General features: G+C 72.4%; 20 protein-coding genes. 15 read left to right on the forward strand and 5 right to left on the reverse strand.

The window, feature by feature from the left end; genetic code table 11:
• Nucleotides 1-118 precede the first annotated feature (118 nt).
• Nucleotides 119-493 (forward strand): DUF485 domain-containing protein, encoded by a 375-nt coding sequence (locus tag GJ743_RS07020; RefSeq protein WP_155051195.1) that lies wholly within the window; start codon nt 119-121, stop codon nt 491-493.
• Nucleotides 493-2,106, forward strand: coding sequence for a solute symporter family protein (locus GJ743_RS07025; protein WP_155051196.1), 1,614 nt, complete (start codon nt 493-495; stop codon nt 2,104-2,106). Before GJ743_RS07020 ends, GJ743_RS07025 begins: the two co-directional genes overlap by 1 nt.
• Nucleotides 2,107-2,272: 166 nt before the next feature.
• Here the strand turns inward: GJ743_RS07025 and GJ743_RS07030 are convergent, their stop codons facing one another.
• Both GJ743_RS07030 and lpdA read right to left on the reverse strand, forming a co-directional pair.
• Nucleotides 2,273-2,467, reverse strand: coding sequence for a hypothetical protein (locus GJ743_RS07030; RefSeq protein ID WP_155051197.1), 195 nt, complete (start codon nt 2,465-2,467; stop codon nt 2,273-2,275).
• Between the two features lie 60 nt (nt 2,468-2,527).
• Complete coding sequence (lpdA, locus tag GJ743_RS07035) at nt 2,528-3,928, reverse strand: dihydrolipoyl dehydrogenase (RefSeq protein ID WP_155051198.1); 1,401 nt, start codon at nt 3,926-3,928, stop codon at nt 2,528-2,530.
• A gap of 154 nt (nt 3,929-4,082) precedes the next feature.
• On the opposite strand from lpdA, the gene GJ743_RS07040 reads away from it, so the two are divergent.
• The 12 genes from GJ743_RS07040 to GJ743_RS07095 all read left to right on the forward strand — a co-directional run bounded on the left by GJ743_RS07040 (nt 4,083) and on the right by GJ743_RS07095 (nt 14,220).
• A complete protein-coding gene (locus GJ743_RS07040; RefSeq protein ID WP_328288890.1) occupies nt 4,083-5,090 on the forward strand; it encodes a DMT family transporter in 1,008 nt (335 codons plus the stop codon).
• Between the two features lie 94 nt (nt 5,091-5,184).
• On the forward strand, nt 5,185-6,612 hold the full coding sequence (locus GJ743_RS07045; RefSeq protein WP_328288891.1) for an amidase: 1,428 nt from the start codon (nt 5,185-5,187) through the stop codon (nt 6,610-6,612).
• Between the two features lie 66 nt (nt 6,613-6,678).
• Complete coding sequence (locus GJ743_RS07050; protein ID WP_166548712.1) at nt 6,679-7,038, forward strand: GntR family transcriptional regulator; 360 nt, start codon at nt 6,679-6,681, stop codon at nt 7,036-7,038.
• A complete protein-coding gene (locus GJ743_RS07055; RefSeq protein WP_155051200.1) occupies nt 7,035-7,940 on the forward strand; it encodes an ABC transporter ATP-binding protein in 906 nt (301 codons plus the stop codon). The genes GJ743_RS07050 and GJ743_RS07055 overlap by 4 nt, the downstream gene beginning before the upstream one ends.
• A complete protein-coding gene (locus GJ743_RS07060; RefSeq protein ID WP_155051201.1) occupies nt 7,937-8,722 on the forward strand; it encodes a hypothetical protein in 786 nt (261 codons plus the stop codon). The genes GJ743_RS07055 and GJ743_RS07060 overlap by 4 nt, the downstream gene beginning before the upstream one ends.
• Nucleotides 8,723-8,886: 164 nt before the next feature.
• Entirely contained in the window at nt 8,887-9,096 is a 210-nt protein-coding gene (locus GJ743_RS07065; protein ID WP_155051202.1) for a heavy-metal-associated domain-containing protein, read from the forward strand.
• Between the two features lie 22 nt (nt 9,097-9,118).
• The gene (locus GJ743_RS07070) at nt 9,119-9,970 is read left to right on the forward strand and encodes a hypothetical protein (protein WP_196216945.1); all 852 of its coding nucleotides are present in this window, start codon (nt 9,119-9,121) and stop codon (nt 9,968-9,970) included.
• A gap of 56 nt (nt 9,971-10,026) precedes the next feature.
• Entirely contained in the window at nt 10,027-12,270 is a 2,244-nt protein-coding gene (locus GJ743_RS07075) for a heavy metal translocating P-type ATPase (RefSeq protein WP_155051242.1), read from the forward strand.
• A gap of 9 nt (nt 12,271-12,279) precedes the next feature.
• Nucleotides 12,280-12,609, forward strand: coding sequence for a chorismate mutase (locus tag GJ743_RS07080; RefSeq protein WP_155051203.1), 330 nt, complete (start codon nt 12,280-12,282; stop codon nt 12,607-12,609).
• Nucleotides 12,606-13,571 (forward strand): SDR family NAD(P)-dependent oxidoreductase, encoded by a 966-nt coding sequence (locus GJ743_RS07085; protein WP_328288893.1) that lies wholly within the window; start codon nt 12,606-12,608, stop codon nt 13,569-13,571. Before GJ743_RS07080 ends, GJ743_RS07085 begins: the two co-directional genes overlap by 4 nt.
• Complete coding sequence (locus GJ743_RS07090; protein WP_155051204.1) at nt 13,568-13,768, forward strand: hypothetical protein; 201 nt, start codon at nt 13,568-13,570, stop codon at nt 13,766-13,768. The genes GJ743_RS07085 and GJ743_RS07090 overlap by 4 nt, the downstream gene beginning before the upstream one ends.
• Nucleotides 13,769-13,800: 32 nt before the next feature.
• Nucleotides 13,801-14,220, forward strand: a complete 420-nt coding sequence (locus GJ743_RS07095; protein WP_155051205.1) for a pilus assembly protein CpaE — start codon at nt 13,801-13,803, stop codon at nt 14,218-14,220.
• A gap of 94 nt (nt 14,221-14,314) precedes the next feature.
• Here the strand turns inward: GJ743_RS07095 and GJ743_RS07100 are convergent, their stop codons facing one another.
• Nucleotides 14,315-14,698: an SHOCT domain-containing protein gene (locus GJ743_RS07100; protein WP_328288894.1), complete on the reverse strand. Its 384-nt coding sequence runs from the start codon at nt 14,696-14,698 to the stop codon at nt 14,315-14,317.
• Between the two features lie 108 nt (nt 14,699-14,806).
• Here GJ743_RS07100 and GJ743_RS07105 point away from each other — a divergent pair, with 108 nt between their 5' ends.
• Nucleotides 14,807-15,352 carry a hypothetical protein gene (locus GJ743_RS07105; RefSeq protein WP_155051206.1) on the forward strand — a complete coding sequence of 182 codons (546 nt, stop codon included), beginning with the start codon at nt 14,807-14,809 and terminating at the stop codon, nt 15,350-15,352.
• Nucleotides 15,353-15,361: 9 nt separating this feature from the next.
• Here the strand turns inward: GJ743_RS07105 and GJ743_RS07110 are convergent, their stop codons facing one another.
• Nucleotides 15,362-15,616 carry a hypothetical protein gene (locus GJ743_RS07110; protein WP_155051207.1) on the reverse strand — a complete coding sequence of 85 codons (255 nt, stop codon included), beginning with the start codon at nt 15,614-15,616 and terminating at the stop codon, nt 15,362-15,364.
• Entirely contained in the window at nt 15,616-16,116 is a 501-nt protein-coding gene (locus GJ743_RS07115; protein WP_155051208.1) for an NUDIX hydrolase, read from the reverse strand. Before GJ743_RS07115 ends, GJ743_RS07110 begins: the two co-directional genes overlap by 1 nt.
• Nucleotides 16,117-16,135: the final 19 nt, after the last annotated feature.

Raw genomic sequence — 16,135 nt, forward strand, 5'->3', positions numbered from 1 at the left:
TTCACCGACGACGAGCGGTCGGGCCCCCCGGCGCGGCATCCGCAGGTTCAGCATGGACGCATTGCGACCGCAGCGGCGCGGGCTTGCCCCGGCCGCACCCCCTCGAAGGAGAGACGCCATGGGCAAAGAAGCCCTGAGTGCGGACGTCGACCTGAGTCACGTCGACTACCCCGCCGTGCAGCAATCCCCGGAGTTCCAGGAGCTCCGGAAGACCCACCGCAGTTTCGTCTTCCCCGTGCTCGGGGTCTGCCTGGCCTGGTACCTGGCCTACGTGCTGCTGGCCGTGTACGCGGTCGACTTCATGTCGACGCGCGTGTTCGGCAGCATCAACGTGGCCATGATCCTCGGCCTCGCCCAGGTCGTCACGACCTTCGCCGTGACCATGTGGTACGTGCACTTCGCGAACAAGCGCCTCGACCCCAAGGCCGAGGCGATCCGCGACGAGATCGAGACCGGCCTCTTCGAAGAGGCCGGCGAGGAGGTGAACCGCTGATGCTGCGATTCGAAGCGGCGAGCTCATCGCCCGGCGAGCCCTGGCTCAACATCGCGATCTTCGGCGCCTTCGTCGCGATCACGATGGTCATCGTGTTCCGCGCCAGCCGGAACAACAAGACCGCGGCCGACTACTACGCGGCCGGACGCTCGTTCACGGGCGGCCAGAACGGCTCGGCCATCGCGGGCGACTACCTGTCGGCGGCGTCCTTCCTCGGCATCGTCGGCGCCATCGCCATGACGGGCTACGACGGGTTCCTCTACTCGATCGGCTTCCTCGTCGCCTGGCTGGTCGCGCTCCTGCTCGTCGCCGAGCTGCTCCGCAACACGGGCAAGTTCACGATGGCCGACGTGCTCTCGTTCCGCCTGAAGCAGCGCCCCGTGCGCATCGCCGCGGCGACCACGACGCTCGTCGTCTGCTTCTTCTACCTGCTCGCCCAGATGGCGGGCGCGGGCGGCCTCGTCTCGCTCCTGCTCGGCATCGGCGACCAGGTCGGACAGGCCGTGGTCATCACCGTCGTGGGCGCGCTCATGATCCTCTACGTGCTCGTCGGCGGCATGAAGGGCACCACCTGGGTGCAGATCATCAAGGCCGTGCTGCTCATCGCCGGTGCCGGCGTGATGACCGTGTGGGTGCTCGCGCTCAACGGCTTCGACTTCTCGGCCCTGCTCGACCGTGCGGTCGAGGTCACGGAGAACCCGGCGATCCTCGACCCGGGCCTGAAGTACGGCGTCTCGGAGATCGCGAAGATCGACTTCGTCTCGCTCGGCCTGGCGCTCGTTCTGGGCACCGCGGCCCTGCCGCACGTGCTCATGCGCTTCTACACGGTGCCCACGGCCAAGGAGGCCCGGAAGTCGGTCGTCTGGGCGATCTGGCTCATCGGCATCTTCTACGTGTTCACGCTGGTCCTCGGCTACGGCGCTGCCGCGCTCGTCGGCCCTGAGGTCATCGCCGCGGCTCCGGGCGGCCCGAACTCGGCGGCGCCGCTGCTCGCCTTCGCCCTCGGCGGGCCGCTGCTGCTCGGCCTCATCTCGGCGGTCGCGTTCGCGACGATCCTCGCGGTCGTCGCCGGGCTCACGATCACCGCGGCCGCGTCATTCGCGCACGACATCTACGCGTCGGTCGTGAAGAAGGGCAAGCCCGAGCCGGGCGCCGAGGTCAAGGTCGCCCGCCGCACGGTGGTCATCATCGGCATCGTCGCGATCATCGGCGGCATCGGCGCCAACGGCCAGAACATCGCGTTCCTCGTGGCGCTGGCGTTCGCGGTCGCCGCCTCGGCGAACCTGCCGACGATCGTGTACTCGCTCTTCTGGAAGGGCTTCACGACCCGCGGCGCGCTGTGGAGCATGTACGGCGGCCTGGTCTCGGCGATCGTGCTCATCGCGTTCTCGCCGGTCGTGTCGGGCTCCGAGACGTCGATGCTGAAGACCGAGGCGATCGACTTCGCGATCTTCCCGCTGTCGAACCCCGGCATCGTCTCGATCCCGCTGGCCTTCTTCCTCGGCTGGATCGTGAGCGTGCTCGACAAGCGTCGCGAGGACCCGCTCAAGCAGTCCGAGATGGAGGTGCGCTCGCTCACCGGGCTCGGCGCGGAGAAGGCGGTGCACCACTAGAGACTCCGGCGGCCGCCCGGGATGGGGTGGATGGACGGCCGCCGGACACGACTGCGACGGGGTGGGACCGCCTGCCCACGACCTCGTCGCCGGCACGACGGGGGCGGATGCCTCGGGCCACGGGCCCGGCATCCGCCCCCGTTGCGCTGCGCCCGGGCGGCGTCGCTCAGCGCGAGCGGCGCCGCCGCGCGAGGCCCACCCAGAGCAGTGCGAGCCCGCCGAGCGCGACGATCGGACCGATGACGGCCCACATCGTCACGCCGGACATGACCGAGCCGGGGAGCACGCCCATGCCCTGAAGCGTCCAGATCGCGCCGGCCACGGCGAGCACGGCGCCGAGGATGATCATGAAGAGGTTCATCGGTCGTTCCTTCCGCGGGCCTCGATACGGGCGCAGGCGCCCTACTCGACCACCGAGGACTTACATGTTGATCATGTGGCCCGTGAGGCCGTGGAACGCCTCCTGCAGCGCCTCCGACAGCGTCGGGTGCGTGTGCACGTTGCGGGCGAGCTCGAGCGCGCCGAGGTCCCACTTCTGGGCGAGCGTGAGCTCGGGCAGGAGCTCGGAGGCGTCGGGGCCGATGAGGTGGCCGCCGAGCAGCTCGTAGTGGGCCTTGTCGGCGACGAGCTTGACGAAGCCCACGGGGTCTCCGAGGCCGTTCGCCTTGCCGTTCGCGGTGAACGGGAACTTCGCGACGACCACGTCGTAGCCCTCGTCGCGCGCCTGCTGCTCGGTGAGGCCGAACGACGCGACCTGCGGCGAGCAGAACGTCGCGCGGGGCATCATCCGGTAATCGCCGAGCTCCATGGTCTCGGCGTCGGCGATGGTCTCGGCCGCGACGACGCCCTGCGCCTCGGCGACGTGCGCGAGCATGAGCTTCGCGGTCGCGTCGCCGATCGCGTAGATGTGGGGCACGTTCGTACGCATGCGCTCGTCGATCGCGATGGCGCCGCGCTCGGTGAGCTGCACACCCGTGGCGTCGAGGCCGAAGCCCTCGACGTTCGGCGCGAAGCCGACCGCCATGAGCACCTTGTCGACGACGAGCGAGCCGGGCTGGCCGTCAGCGCCCGTGTAGGTCACGGTGACCTGGCTGCCCTGGTCGGTGACGGTCTCGACCTTCGTCGAGGTGAGGATCGGGACGCCGAGGTTGCGGTACTGGCGCGTGATCTCCTTCGAGACCTCTGCGTCCTCGTTCGGCAGCGCCCGGTCGAGGAACTCGACGACCGTGACCTCGACGCCGTAGTTGCGCAGCACGTACGCGAACTCCATGCCGATGGCGCCCGCGCCGACGATCGCGATCGAGCGCGGCAGGTCGCGCGTGAGGATCTGCGTCTCGTACGTCACGACGTTGTCGGAGAGCTCGACGCCCGGCAGCAGCCGCACCCTCGAGCCGGTCGCGATGATCGCGTTGTCGAAGGTCAGCTGCTCGACCGTCCCGTCGGCCTTCGCGACGTCGATCGCGTTCGGGCCCGTGAACGAGCCGCGGCCGTCGAACTCGGTGATGCCGTTCTTCTTCATGAGGAAGTGCACGCCCTTGACGTGCTTCTCCGACACCTGGCGGCTGCGGTCGTACGCGGCGCCGAAGTCGAAGTGCACGTCGCCCGAGATGCCGAAGGTCTGGGCCTGCGCGTGGAAGATGTGGGCGAGTTCGGCGTTGCGCAGCAGCGCCTTCGAGGGGATGCAGCCGACGTTGAGGCAGACGCCGCCCCAGTACTTCTCCTCGATGACGGCGACCTTCCGGCCGAGCTGGGCGGCGCGGATGGCGGCCACGTAGCCGCCCGGACCCGCACCCAGGACGATGACGTCGAAATGGCTGGTCATGGCGCCCAGCCTAGGCGGGGGCCGCCGGATCGGCACGGGTCGGATGCGCACGTTGAGCCCCAGGGCCGGGCGAGGCCTGCCAACGTTCGGCGGGTTCCGGACATCGCGTTCCGGAGCCCTCGCAGGCGCCGCTCCGGCGACGTACCGTGATCCGGTGAGCACCCGCACCACCTCGACCGCACCCGCCGCGAACCGCCCATCGGCCACGACGAGCGCCGCCGCCACGGCACCGCGCCGCGGCGGCATCCGCACCTGGGCCCAGTTCCTCGCGGCCGGCCTCGTGTGGGGCGCGAGCTTCCTCTTCATGGCGGTGGCGCTCACGGGCATCTCGTTCACCCAGGTCGCCTGGACGCGCACCGTGCTCGGCGGCCTCACGCTCGGCCTCGTGGTGCTGGTCGCCCGGCCGCGCGTCGAGGGCGGGCCGGTGCTGCCGCGGCAGCCGGTCGTGTGGCTGCACTTCCTCGTCATCGGCGTGCTCGGCTGCGTCATCCCGTTCCTGCTGTTCTCCTGGGCGCAGCAGAGCGTGACCTCGAGCCTCGCGTCGATCCTCAACGCGACGACGCCGATCATGACGGCGATCATCGCGACCCTCGCGTTCCGCGTCGAGAAGCTCGACGCATCGCGCTGGCTGGGCGTCCTCGTCGGCATCGGGGGCGTCGTCGTGATCATCGCGCCCTGGCGCTCGGAGCTCGCCGGCAGCCTCGCGGGCCAGCTCGCGTGCCTCGGCGCGACGGCCTGCTATGGCGTCATGTTCGGCTACACGCGCAAGTTCCTGAGCGGCCGGCCGATCGCGCAGACGACGTTCGCGTTCCTGCAGGTGGGCATGGGCGCAGCGGTGATGCTGCTCCTCACGCCGCTGCTCGCCGTCGGTCCGGTGCGGCTCGACGCCGCGATCGTCGTGTGCCTCGCGATCCTCGGCGTCCTCGGCACGGGGCTCGCCTACGTCTGGAACATCGGCGTCATCCGCGACTGGGGCCCGACGAACGCGTCGACCGTCACCTACGTCACGCCCGTCGTCGGCGTGGTGCTCGGCGTGCTGGTGCTCAGCGAGCCGCTGTCGTGGAACGAGCCCGTCGGTGCGCTCGTCGTCATGCTCGGCATCCTGCTGGCGCAGGGTCGGGTGCGGATGCCGCTCGCGCGCCGCTCGGCGACGGCCGCGTGAGGCGGGCGCCCGCGCACGGTCGCGGGCCGCTGCTCCCCGCCCGATGACCGACGGGGCCCTGTGCAGCCGCCGCTCGATGTGATGGGGTGAGCAGGTGACGAGCGCCTCGCAGCCCGCCCCCGGCCCCACCGCCGACGCGACCTCCTCCGCGGCCGAACTCGCGGCGGCGTACCGCGCGGGCGCGGCCACGCCCGAGGCGGTCGCCGACGACGCGCTCACCCGTATCGCGCGGCTCGAGCCGGTCGTGAACGCGTTCTCCGATCACGATCCGGGCCAGGTGCGAGCGGATGCCGCGGCGAGCGCCGAACGGTTCCGGCGCGGTGCGCCGCTCGGCCGGCTCGACGGCGTGCCGGTCACGGTCAAGGAGAACATGCTGCGCGCCGGCGTCCCGGCGCGGTCGGGCTCCGCGGCATCCGCCCCGGTCGTGCCCGACGCCGACTCGCCGATCGTCGCCCGCCTGCGTGAGGCGGGCGCGATCATCCTGGGCTCGACGACGATGCCCGACTGGGGCATGCTCTCGTCGGGCGTCTCGAGCCTGCACGGCATCACGCGGAGCCCGCTCGACCCGGCGCTCACGGTCGGCGGATCGAGCGCCGGAGCCGGCGCGGCCGCCGCCGCAGGCCTCGGACCGATCCACCTGGGCACCGACATCGGCGGCTCGATCCGGTTCCCGGCGGCGTGGCTCGGCCTCGTCGGGCTGAAGCCGAGCGCGGGGCGCGTGCCGATCGACCCGCCCTACCTCGGCCGAGCCGGCGGCCCGATCGGGCGCCGTGTCGCAGACCTGGCCGCGGCGATGGCGGTCGTCTCGCGGCCCGACGTGCGCGATCACACGTCGCTGCCGTACGAGGAGCTCGACTGGTCGGATCCGGGGCTCGACGTGCGAGGCCTCCGGATCGCCGTGCACACCGACGCGGGGGCGGGGTTGCCCGTCGACCCCGAGATCGCCGCCGCGGTGCGCGCGGCCGCGGAGCGGTTCGCCGAGGCCGGCGCGGAGGTCGTCGAGTTCGCGCCGGTCCTCGACGACGGCCTGCTCGGGCAGGTCGACCGGTTCTGGCGTGTGCGGTTCCGGCGCACGTACGACGAACTGTCTCCGGAGGCCCGCGACCGCGTGCTGCCGTACATCGCGCGCTGGGTCTCACCCGGCGGCGGCGTCTCGGGCGTCGACGCGCTCGCCGCCTACGACGGCATCGGCGAGCTCCGGCACCGCACGGTGCTCGCGACCGCGCCGTTCGACGCGGTGCTCTCGCCGGTCGCGCCCATGGCGGCGTTCCCCGCCGAGCGGCCGATGCCATGGGGCGAGGAGGACCTCGGGATGGCGCACATCGCGTTCACGCTCCCGTACAACATGTCGGGCCAGCCCGCCGCGAGCATCAACGCCGGCGTCACGGCCGACGGGCGCGCGATCGCGCTGCAGATCGCCGGCCCGCGCTTCGCGGACCTGCGGGTGCTCGCGCTCGCCGCGTGGTGGGAGCGCGAGCGGCCGGCGGATGCCGCGGTGCCGGCCGTGCCCGAGGAGTCTTGACATCCGCTCGGCAACATGGTTGGTTAATTACTGAAGTAACTAACCAATGAACCGAAGCGAGGTGCCGTGGACGAATCCCGGCCGATCTTCCTGCAGGTCGCGGAGCAGATCGAGAACGACATCGTCGACGGCCACGTCGCCGAGGATGCCGCGATCCCGTCGATCAACGAACTCGCCGCGTTCCACCGCATCAACCCCGCGACCGCGCTCAAGGGCGTGAACCGACTCGTCGAGCAGGGGCTCGTGGCCAAGCGCCGCGGGGTCGGCATGTTCGTCGTGCCGGGCGCGCGCGAGCGGCTCATCGAACGTCGCCGCGCCGAGTTCGCGGCCGAGTACCTCCGACCGCTCATCGTCGAGGCCGCCAAGCTCGGCATCGGCGTCGACGAGCTCGCGGGCATGGTCCGCGAGGAAAGGATCCTGACATGACCACCACCGTCGTCCGTGCGCGCGGGCTCACCAAGCGCTACGGATCGTTCACCGCGATCGACGGCATCGACCTCTCGCTCGAGGAGGGCCGCATCTACGGCCTGCTGGGTCGCAACGGCGCCGGCAAGACGACCGTGATGCAGCTGCTCACCGGGCAGATCTTCGCGAACGGCGGCGAGCTCGAGGTCTTCGGCCGTCAGCCGGCCGAGCACGCCGACGTCCTCCGCCGCATGTGCTTCATCGCGGAGGCCCAGCGCTACCCCGAGGACTTCACGCCGGCGCACGTCTTCCGTGCCGCGCCGTGGTTCTTCGAGCACTGGGATGCGGAGTTCGCAGAGCGGCTCATCGCCGACTTCCGGCTGCCGGTGAAGCGCCGCATCAAGAAGCTCAGCCGCGGGCAGCTGTCCGCCGTCGGGGTCATCGTCGGTCTCGCGTCGCGCGCCCCGCTGACGTTCTTCGACGAGCCGTACCTCGGCCTCGACGCCGTCGCGCGCCACATCTTCTACGACCGGCTGCTCGAGGACTACGCGGCACACCCGCGCACCGTCGTGCTCTCGACGCACCTGATCGACGAGGTCGCGAACCTGCTCGAGCACGTGATCCTCATCGACCAGGGGCGGATCCTGCTCGACCGCGACGCCGAGGAGGTGCGGGGCAGCGCGACGACGGTCGCCGGTGCCCGCGCCGCCGTCGAGCAGTTCGTCGCCGGCCGACCGGTGATCGGGCGCGAGGGCATCGGCGGGCTCGCATCCGTCACGGTCGACGGCCGCCTCGACCACGACGAGCGCGTCCGGGCGGCCGAACTCGGCCTCGAGCTCGCGCCCGTCTCGCTCCAGCAGCTCATCGTCCACCTGACCGGCGCCGAACTCGCCGAGTCGACCGAGAAGGAGGTCGCGGCATGACCGCCACCGCCAGCGCCACCGATTCCGCCCGCGCGCGGGCGACCGACGCGCCGAGCCGCGTGCGGCCGAACGAGATCCTGCGCATCGTGCGCCTGCACACGGTCAACCCGGCCATCTTCTTCGGCGTGCCGTGGATGATCCTCGGCGGCGCCTGGGCGGTCACGATGATCATCGCGCTCATCATCCAGGGCGCGGCGGGCCCGCTCGACCAGGCCGAGACCGGCTTCGAGTACAGCTGGGCCGTGCTCTCGCCGCAGTGGTACCTCATCGTCGTCGGCGTCCAGGCCGTGTCGTACACGTTCCCGTTCGCACTCGGCTTCGGCGCGACCCGGCGCGACTACTGGCTGGGCACCGGGCTGATGTTCGCCATCGTCTCGGTGCTGAACGCCGCGGCGATCGCGACGCTGCTGCTCATCGAACGGGCGACGAACGGCTGGGGGATCGGCGCCGGCATGTTCGACGCGCTCTGGTACGTCGGGGCCGACTGGGCAACGGCGTTCTACAGCACCTTCGCGCTCCAGCTCCTCGTGCTCTTCATCGGGGCGGGCATCACGACCGTGTTCATGCGCTGGCGCATGAAGGGCATGATGACCGTGCTCTTCGGCGGCGTGGCCCTGATCCTCGCGATCATCGCGGTGCTCACCTTCACCGAGGCGTGGGAGGCGCTCGGCGCCTGGCTGGCGTCGATCGGAGTCGTCGGGGTGTTCACGCTCGTGCTGGCGAAGGCCCTGCTCTGGGCGGTGGCGGGCCTGCTCGTGATCCGGCGGGCGACGCCGCGGTAGGGGGCCGCGGCGTCCCGAGGGCGCGGCATCCGACGCGGATGTCGCGCCCTTCGTGATTCGCGCCGTCGAACCGGAATACCCATATAGGGTATCACGTTCGACTTGGAAGAGGTACCCCATCGGGGTACCCTCGAACACGATCCGATCCAGATGAGGAGAACTCCATGACCGAGCGCGAGTACCAGGTGACCGGGATGACGTGCGGGCACTGCGAGCTGTCGGTGCGCGAAGAGGTCGAGCAGGTGTCGGGCGTGACCGGCATCCGCGTCTCGGCCGCCGCCGGCACCCTGACCCTCTCGGCCCCCGCCGACCTCGACGACTCCGGCGTGATCGCCGCCGTCGAGGAGGCCGGATATTCCGCCGTGCGCGTCTAGGCGCTCGTACGAGGAGGATCCGATGGACCACCAGCACTCCGGGCACGGCGACCACGCCGCTGCCGCGGCATCCGCCGACGACCTGCGCGGTCTCGCGGTCTCGCACCGGGGCATCACCCTCTCCGGCCTCGCCGCGCCCGCCCGGGCGGGCGAGGCGGGCGAGATCTCGTTCACCCTGACGGATGCCTCGGGGGCCGCGGTCACCGAGGTCGAGATCTCGCACGACCGGCCGCTCCACCTCATCGTGGTGCGCACCGATGGCGCGCACTTCCGGCACGTCCACCCCGAGTTGGGCGACGACGGCACGTGGCGCATCCCGTACACGTTCGACGCCGCGGGCGCGCACCGCGTGTTCGCCGACGTCACGCCGTCGGCGCTCGGCGAGACGATCACGCTGACGAGCACCATCGAGGTGGCGGGCGAGTTCCGCCCCGAGCCGCGCGTCGCCGACCTCACGACCTCGACCGTCGAGGGCCTCGACGTCGACCTCTCCGGTGCGCTCGTCGCCGGCACGCCGAGCGAGCTCGTCTTCACCGTCACCCGCGACGGCGAGCCCGTGACCGCGCTCGAGCCGTACCTCGGCGCCTACGGGCACCTCATCGCACTGCGGCAGGGCGACCTCGCCTACCTGCATGTGCACCCCATGGGCGAGCCCGGCGACGGCGTCACCGAGCCCGGGCCCGAGATCGCCTTCATGGCGATCGCGCCGACGGCCGGCCGCTACCTGCTCTACCTCGACCTCAAGGAGGGCGGCGTCGTCCGCTCGATCCCGTTCGTCGTCACCGCGACCGCGCCGACGGCGGACGAAGGGGCGGCGGATGCCGCGCGCGCCGGCGCGCACGGCGCCGGCCCGCACGGCGGAGGTCACCGGTGACGGAGCTCGCGACCGGATCCGCCGACCAGCGGGTCGTGGAGCTCGAGATCGGCGGCATGACCTGCGCCTCGTGCGCGATGCGCATCGAGAAGAAGCTCAACCGGCTCGACGGCGTCACGGCGACCGTGAACTACGCGACCGAGAAGGCCCGGGTCTCGGCGCCGGATGGAGTCGACGCGGCCGAGCTCATCGCGACGGTCGAGGCGGCGGGGTACCGCGCGGAGCTCCCGCCGCCTCCGGCTCGGGCCGCCGACGCCGGCGGTGCCGGCGGTCCGGATGGCGCCGCGGCCGAGTCCGCCGACACCCGGGCCGACGCCGAGCTCCGCTCGCTCCGCACGCGCCTCGTCGCCTCCGTCGTGCTCTCGGTGCCCGTGATCCTCCTGGCGATGATCCCCGCGCTGCAGTTCACGTACTGGCAGTGGGCGTCGCTCGCACTCGCCGCTCCGGTCGTGACGTGGGCCGCCTGGCCGTTCCATCGCGCGGCGCTCGTGAACCTGCGGCACGGCGCCGCGACCATGGACACCCTCGTCTCGCTGGGCGTCACGGCGGCCTTCCTCTGGTCGCTGTACGCGCTCTTCCTCGGCACGGCGGGCGCGCCCGGCATGGTGCACGGCTTCGAGCTCACCGTCGCCCCGAGCGACGGCGCATCGAACCTCTACCTCGAGGTCGCCGCGGGCGTGACCATGTTCGTGCTGCTCGGCCGCTACCTCGAGAAGCGGTCCAAGCGGGCGGCGGGCGCGGCGCTCCGCGCCCTGCTCGAGCTCGGCGCGAAGGAGGTCGCGGTGCTCCGCGACGGCGTCGAGACCCGCATCCCGGTCGAGCGGCTCGCGGTCGGCGACGCGTTCGTCGTCCGCCCCGGCGAGAAGATCGCGACCGACGGCGTCGTCGTCGACGGTCGCAGCGCGGTCGACGCATCGTTGGTGACGGGCGAGTCGGTGCCGGTCGAGGTCGAGGTCGGCGACGCCGTCATCGGCGCGACCGTGAACGCGGGCGGACGCCTCGTGGTGCGCGCGACGCGCGTCGGTGCCGACACGCAGCTCGCGCAGATGGCGCGCCTCGTCGAGGACGCGCAGGCGGGCAAGGCCCAGGTGCAGCGGCTCGCCGACCGCGTCGCCGGCGTGTTCGTGCCGGTCGTGATCGTCATCGCGATCGCGACGCTCGGCGTGTGGCTCGGCGCCGGCTTCCCCGCGACCGCCGCGTTCACGGCAGCGGTCGCCGTGCTCATCATCGCGTGCCCGTGCGCGCTCGGCCTCGCGACCCCGACGGCGCTCCTCGTCGGCACCGGTCGCGGCGCCCAGCTCGGCGTGCTCATCAAGGGGCCGGAGGTCCTCGAGTCCACGCGCCGCGTCGACACCATCGTGCTCGACAAGACCGGCACCGTGACGAGCGGGCGGATGTCGCTCGCGAGCGTGCACGCCGCCGACGGCGTCGACGAGGCCGACCTGCTGCGCCTCGCGGGCGCGCTCGAGCACGCCTCCGAGCACCCGGTCGCGAAGGCGATCGCGGAAGGCGCGGCCGCGCGCGTCGGCGTCCTGCCGACGCCCGAGTCGTTCGAGAACGATCCGGGGCTCGGCGTGCACGGCGTCGTCGACGGGCACCTGGTGGTCGTCGGCCGGCCCGCGCTGCTGGCCGGATGGGCGATCGAGCCCGACGCGCGGGTCGCGGCATCCGTCACCGCCGCCGAGGCCGAGGGTCGCACGGCCGTCGTCGTCGCCTGGGGCGGCCGCGTGCGCGGTGCGCTCACCGTCGCCGACGCCGTGAAGCCGACGAGCGCCGACGCGATCGCGCGGCTGCGGAGCCTCGGTCTCGAGCCGATCCTGCTCACGGGCGACAACGAGACCGTGGCCCGGCGGGTCGCCGCGGAGGTCGGCATCGAGCGCGTCATCGCCGAGGTGCTGCCCGCCGACAAGGCCGACGTCGTCGCCCGCCTGCAGGGCGAGGGCCGCTCGGTCGCGATGGTCGGCGACGGAGTGAACGACGCGGCCGCGCTCGCGCAGGCCGACCTCGGCATCGCGATGGGCACCGGAAGCGACGTCGCGATCGAGGCCGCCGACCTCACGCTCGTCCGGGGCGACCTGCTCGCCGCGGTCGACGCCATCCGGCTGTCGCGCCGCACGCTCGGCATCATCCGCGGCAACCTGTTCTGGGCGTTCGCGTACAACGTGGCCGCGATCCCGCTCGCGGCACTCGGGCTGCTGAACCCCATGCTCGCCGGCGTGGCCATGGCGTTCTCGAGCGTGTTCGTCGTCGGCAACAGCCTGCGCCTGCGCGCGTTCCGATCGGCGGCCCCGACCGCCTAGGGTCGAAGCATGACCGCCGAGACTCCCGACGAACGCGACGCCGCGATCACGACCCTGCTCGGCATCCGGTCGAGCATCGACAACATCGACGCCGCGCTCATCCACCTGCTCGCGGAGCGGTTCAAGTTCACGCAGCAGGTCGGTCGCCTGAAGGCGGAGCACGGCCTGCCGCCGAGCGACCCCGACCGCGAGAAGCGGCAGATCGAGCGGCTCCGCTCGCTCGCGGAGGACGCGCACCTCGACCCGGCGTTCGCCGAGAAGTGGTTCAACTTCGTGGTGGCCGAGGTGATCCGCCACCACGAGGAGATCGCCGACGGCTCCGGGCCGGACCGCGCGTGAACTGGTACCCGACCCGGCTGCCGCCGCAGGCGGGGCGCCAGGTGCTCGTCACGGGCGCGAACGCCGGGCTCGGGTTCTTCACGTCCGCGCGGCTCGCGCGCGCGGGCGCGCACGTCACGCTGTCGGGCCGCAGCCCCGAGCGGCTCGCCGCGGCCGTCGCCGCGATCCGCACCCGGATGCCGCGGGCCTCCGTTGACACGCTCGTGATCGACACCGCCTCGCTCGAGTCGGTGCGCGCCGGCGCCGACTGGCTGCTCGACCGAGCGCCGCTCGACGCGGTCGTGCTGAACGCCGGCATGGTGCACACCCCGAGCGAACGGCGCGAGTCGGTCGACGGCAACGAACTCGTGCTCGCCACCAACGTGCTCGGCCACTTCGCCCTGCTCGCCGACGTCGTACCGCACCTCGCGCGCGGTGCTCGAGTCGTCTCGGTGGGCTCCCTGTCGACGAGGCTCTCCTCGTTCCGCGTCGACGACCTGCAGCTCACCCGGTCGTACGACTCGTGGCGCGCGTACGCGCAGTCGAAGATCGCCGCCACCTCGCTCGGGTTCGAGCTCGATCGGCGGTTGCGCCGTGCGGCGACGGATGCCGCGGAGGCCGTGGGCGCGGCATCCGTCACGCCCCGCGTGCACAGCGTCGTCGCCCACCCGGGCTACGCGATCTCGGGGCGCACGCCGCGCGTGCCCGGCGTCAACCAGCCGCCCACCGCCGACCGGTTCGCCGACGCCCTGCAGGCCGCGTGGGCGCAGGGCAAGCACCGGGGCGCGGAGGCGATCGTGCACGCGGTCACCGCCGACGACGTCGAGGGCGGCCAGTTCTGGGGGCCGCAGTGGATGGTCAAGGGCGCGCCGCGCCTGGCGACACCCACGCGCACGAGCCGCGACGCGCGCATCGGGGCACGGGTGTGGGCGTTCGCCGAGGACGCGGTCGGCCGCACGTTCGACGTCGGGGGCCGCTCGTGATCCGGGGGATGGTCTCGCGCTGGTGGTCGCAGCCGGGCGTCCGCATGCGGATCGCTCGCGTGGTCGTCGTCATCGGGGTCGTGCTCGGCGTCTTCGGGGTGTTCAGCGCGCGCTACGGCTTCCTCTTCGCCGGGATCATCATCGTCGGGCTCGGTGCGGGACTCGGGCCCGCGCGGATCCGCAAGCGTCGCGAGTAGGCCCGCGCGACCCGACCGCGTAACGTGTCCGCATGATCAGCCGCGACCTCGCCCTGCAGCTGCGCGACGCCGGGCTGGTGTGGCATCCGGACTCGGGCGACCGCTTCCAGCTCGACCTGCCGAGCGACGTCGAGGCCGAGGTCGAGGCCGACACCTTCACGGTGAGCGAGATGACGATCGAGACGCGCCGCTACCCCACGGGCACGATCCTCGCCTTCAACGGCACCACCGAGTGGGCGCTCGACTCCGTCGCGCTCGCCGATGCGGTCTGGCTGCCCCGCGAGGACCAGCTGCGCGAGCTGCTCCGCGCCACGTTCCGGAGCCTCCGCCGCCTGCCCGACGCGTTCGAGGTGGCGATCGAGGTCGCGGGCGACCAGCTCGCGTTCGAGCATCCCGACGCCGCGGAGGCGTACGGCATGGCCCTCCTCGCGCTGATCGAGCGCACGCGCTGATCGGGCGCGCCGGCGGCCGGGCGCGCCGGTGATCGGGCGCGCCGGTGATCGGACGGCCGGCCCGGGTCGGTCGGAGCGGGCCGGCCGTCCGGGCCTACTGCAGCGCCTTCGCCTTCAGCGCCTCGTACTCCGCGGCCGTGATCGCGCCACTGTCGAGCAGCTTCTTCGCGGATTCGATCTCCGCGGAGGCCGACTGCTGCGTGCCCGCGACCGAGCGCACGTACGCGTCCTGCTGGGCGCTCATCTCCTGCGCCCGAGCCATGTTGCGCTTGGTCATGCCGTCGCCGCGCGCGATGAGGTAGATGAAGGCCGCCAGGAACGGCACGAAGACGAGGAAGATCACCCACAGCGCCTTCGCCCACCCGTTCAACGTGTGGTCGCGGAAGATGTCGATGAACACGGTGATGAAGATCCAGATGCACGCGACGATCACGTAGAACCAGAAGATCCAGACGATGAAGTCCCACAGGCTGTTCACGGCCGTTCCCTTCGTTCGCGGGTGCGGGATTCGCCCCGTGTTGCGCGAACGCTAGCGGTCGCCGAACGGGCGCAGACGGGACCAAAGGCACGTGGATAGGCTCGGGCCATGGGGTCGACGGATGCCGCGGCCGCGGCCGCGCGGGCGCGTGAGGCGGTCGACCGTTCCGTCCGGGTGCTCGTCGAGGCATCCGCCCGCACCGAGACGCTCGCCGAGTTCGTACCTGCGCGTCGGGTCCTCGGCATCCCTCGCGCGCCGCGCATGCGAGTGATCGGGCCGATCTGGCGCCTCGGCGTGCTGCTGCTCGACGCCGACGGGCGGCTCTACTCGACCGGGCGCGTGGTGCGCGCCGAGCGCGCGGTGCGGCAGAGCGTGCTCGCCGAGTCGGTCGCCGAGCAGCGCGCCTACCGCGCGGCCGCGATCCGCGGCGGGATCGCCGAGGGGGCGAGCGTGGTGTTCGACGCCGAGCCGCTCGACCTCGATGCCGACGCGCTCGCCGTGGGTGCCGGGCCGCTCGTGCTCACGTCGCTCGACGACGGGACGGCCGCCGTCGGCGTGCGCTGGAATCCGAACTCCCCGGCGGCGGTGCTCCCGCTCGGCGCCTACCTCTCCGAGCGCGTCGAGCTGCTCGCGCACCCGCCGCAGGGCGCGTGAGGCGGGTGGTCAGCCTCGCAGCTCCTCGCCGTCGGCGTCCGTGCGGCTCGGGCGCTGCTCCTGCTCGGCGATCGACTCGATGACCGAGTCCTGGAGCCCGCGCTGGCCGGTGTGGAGCTCCTGGTAGGTCTCGCCGGCGCTCATGATCGGACCGAACGCCGCGCGGGCGCGCCGCCCGCGCGGCGCGCGGATCGCTCGTACCGTCATGCCCACCGCGAGCACCGCGACGAACAGCGCGGCGAGCACTCCGACGACGACCTCCATCAGAAGCCGAACGCCGTCACCGCGGGCAGGCCGCCGTCGCGCCAGCCCTCGAGCGCGAAGCGTTCGTGGTGCACGAGCCGCTCCGGCAGGTCGTCGAGCGCGAACCACTCGAGCGCGCTCGCCCTGTCGGGCTCCTGCAGCGACGGGATGCCGCGCCAGGCGCGCGCCACGAAGAACACGTCGAGCCGCTGGTCGATCGGCAGCCCGGTCGGCGCCGTGCGGTGCATCGCCGTGATCGGCTCGAGGTCGGCCTCGGCGACCTCGACCCCGATCTCCTCCAGGGTCTCGCGCACCGCGCCGGCCATGATCGTCTCGCCGGGGTCGACATGTCCGGCGGCCGAGGCCGCCCACCATCCGTCGTAGTACCCGGTGCCCGCTCGCATCTGCAGGAGCACCCGGTCGCCCTCGACGAGGAACACGTACGCCGCGGGGATCAGCGCGAACGTGCCGTGCTCGGCGGCGTACGCCGCCGGGTACGACTGCCGCGGCTCGTCGGACATCGGCCGCCGATCCGCCCGC

The organism is Agromyces bracchium (assembly GCF_009709675.1).
GTDB lineage: Bacteria > Actinomycetota > Actinomycetes > Actinomycetales > Microbacteriaceae > Agromyces > Agromyces bracchium.

Excerpts from the sequence above, each read along its gene's own strand:
- GJ743_RS07020 (WP_155051195.1), top strand. The coding sequence starts at position 119 with ATGGGCAAAGAAGCCCTGAGTGCGGACGTCGACCTGAGTCACGTCGAC.
- GJ743_RS07025 (WP_155051196.1), top strand. The coding sequence starts at position 493 with ATGCTGCGATTCGAAGCGGCGAGCTCATCGCCCGGCGAGCCCTGGCTC.
- GJ743_RS07030 (WP_155051197.1), bottom strand. The coding sequence starts at position 2,467 with ATGAACCTCTTCATGATCATCCTCGGCGCCGTGCTCGCCGTGGCCGGC.
- lpdA (WP_155051198.1), bottom strand. The coding sequence starts at position 3,928 with ATGACCAGCCATTTCGACGTCATCGTCCTGGGTGCGGGTCCGGGCGGC.
- GJ743_RS07055 (WP_155051200.1), top strand. The coding sequence starts at position 7,035 with ATGACCACCACCGTCGTCCGTGCGCGCGGGCTCACCAAGCGCTACGGA.
- GJ743_RS07060 (WP_155051201.1), top strand. The coding sequence starts at position 7,937 with ATGACCGCCACCGCCAGCGCCACCGATTCCGCCCGCGCGCGGGCGACC.
- GJ743_RS07065 (WP_155051202.1), top strand. The coding sequence starts at position 8,887 with ATGACCGAGCGCGAGTACCAGGTGACCGGGATGACGTGCGGGCACTGC.
- GJ743_RS07070 (WP_196216945.1), top strand. The coding sequence starts at position 9,119 with ATGGACCACCAGCACTCCGGGCACGGCGACCACGCCGCTGCCGCGGCA.
- GJ743_RS07075 (WP_155051242.1), top strand. The coding sequence starts at position 10,027 with ATGACCTGCGCCTCGTGCGCGATGCGCATCGAGAAGAAGCTCAACCGG.
- GJ743_RS07080 (WP_155051203.1), top strand. The coding sequence starts at position 12,280 with ATGACCGCCGAGACTCCCGACGAACGCGACGCCGCGATCACGACCCTG.
- GJ743_RS07095 (WP_155051205.1), top strand. The coding sequence starts at position 13,801 with ATGATCAGCCGCGACCTCGCCCTGCAGCTGCGCGACGCCGGGCTGGTG.
- GJ743_RS07105 (WP_155051206.1), top strand. The coding sequence starts at position 14,807 with ATGGGGTCGACGGATGCCGCGGCCGCGGCCGCGCGGGCGCGTGAGGCG.
- GJ743_RS07110 (WP_155051207.1), bottom strand. The coding sequence starts at position 15,616 with ATGGAGGTCGTCGTCGGAGTGCTCGCCGCGCTGTTCGTCGCGGTGCTC.
- GJ743_RS07115 (WP_155051208.1), bottom strand. The coding sequence starts at position 16,116 with ATGTCCGACGAGCCGCGGCAGTCGTACCCGGCGGCGTACGCCGCCGAG.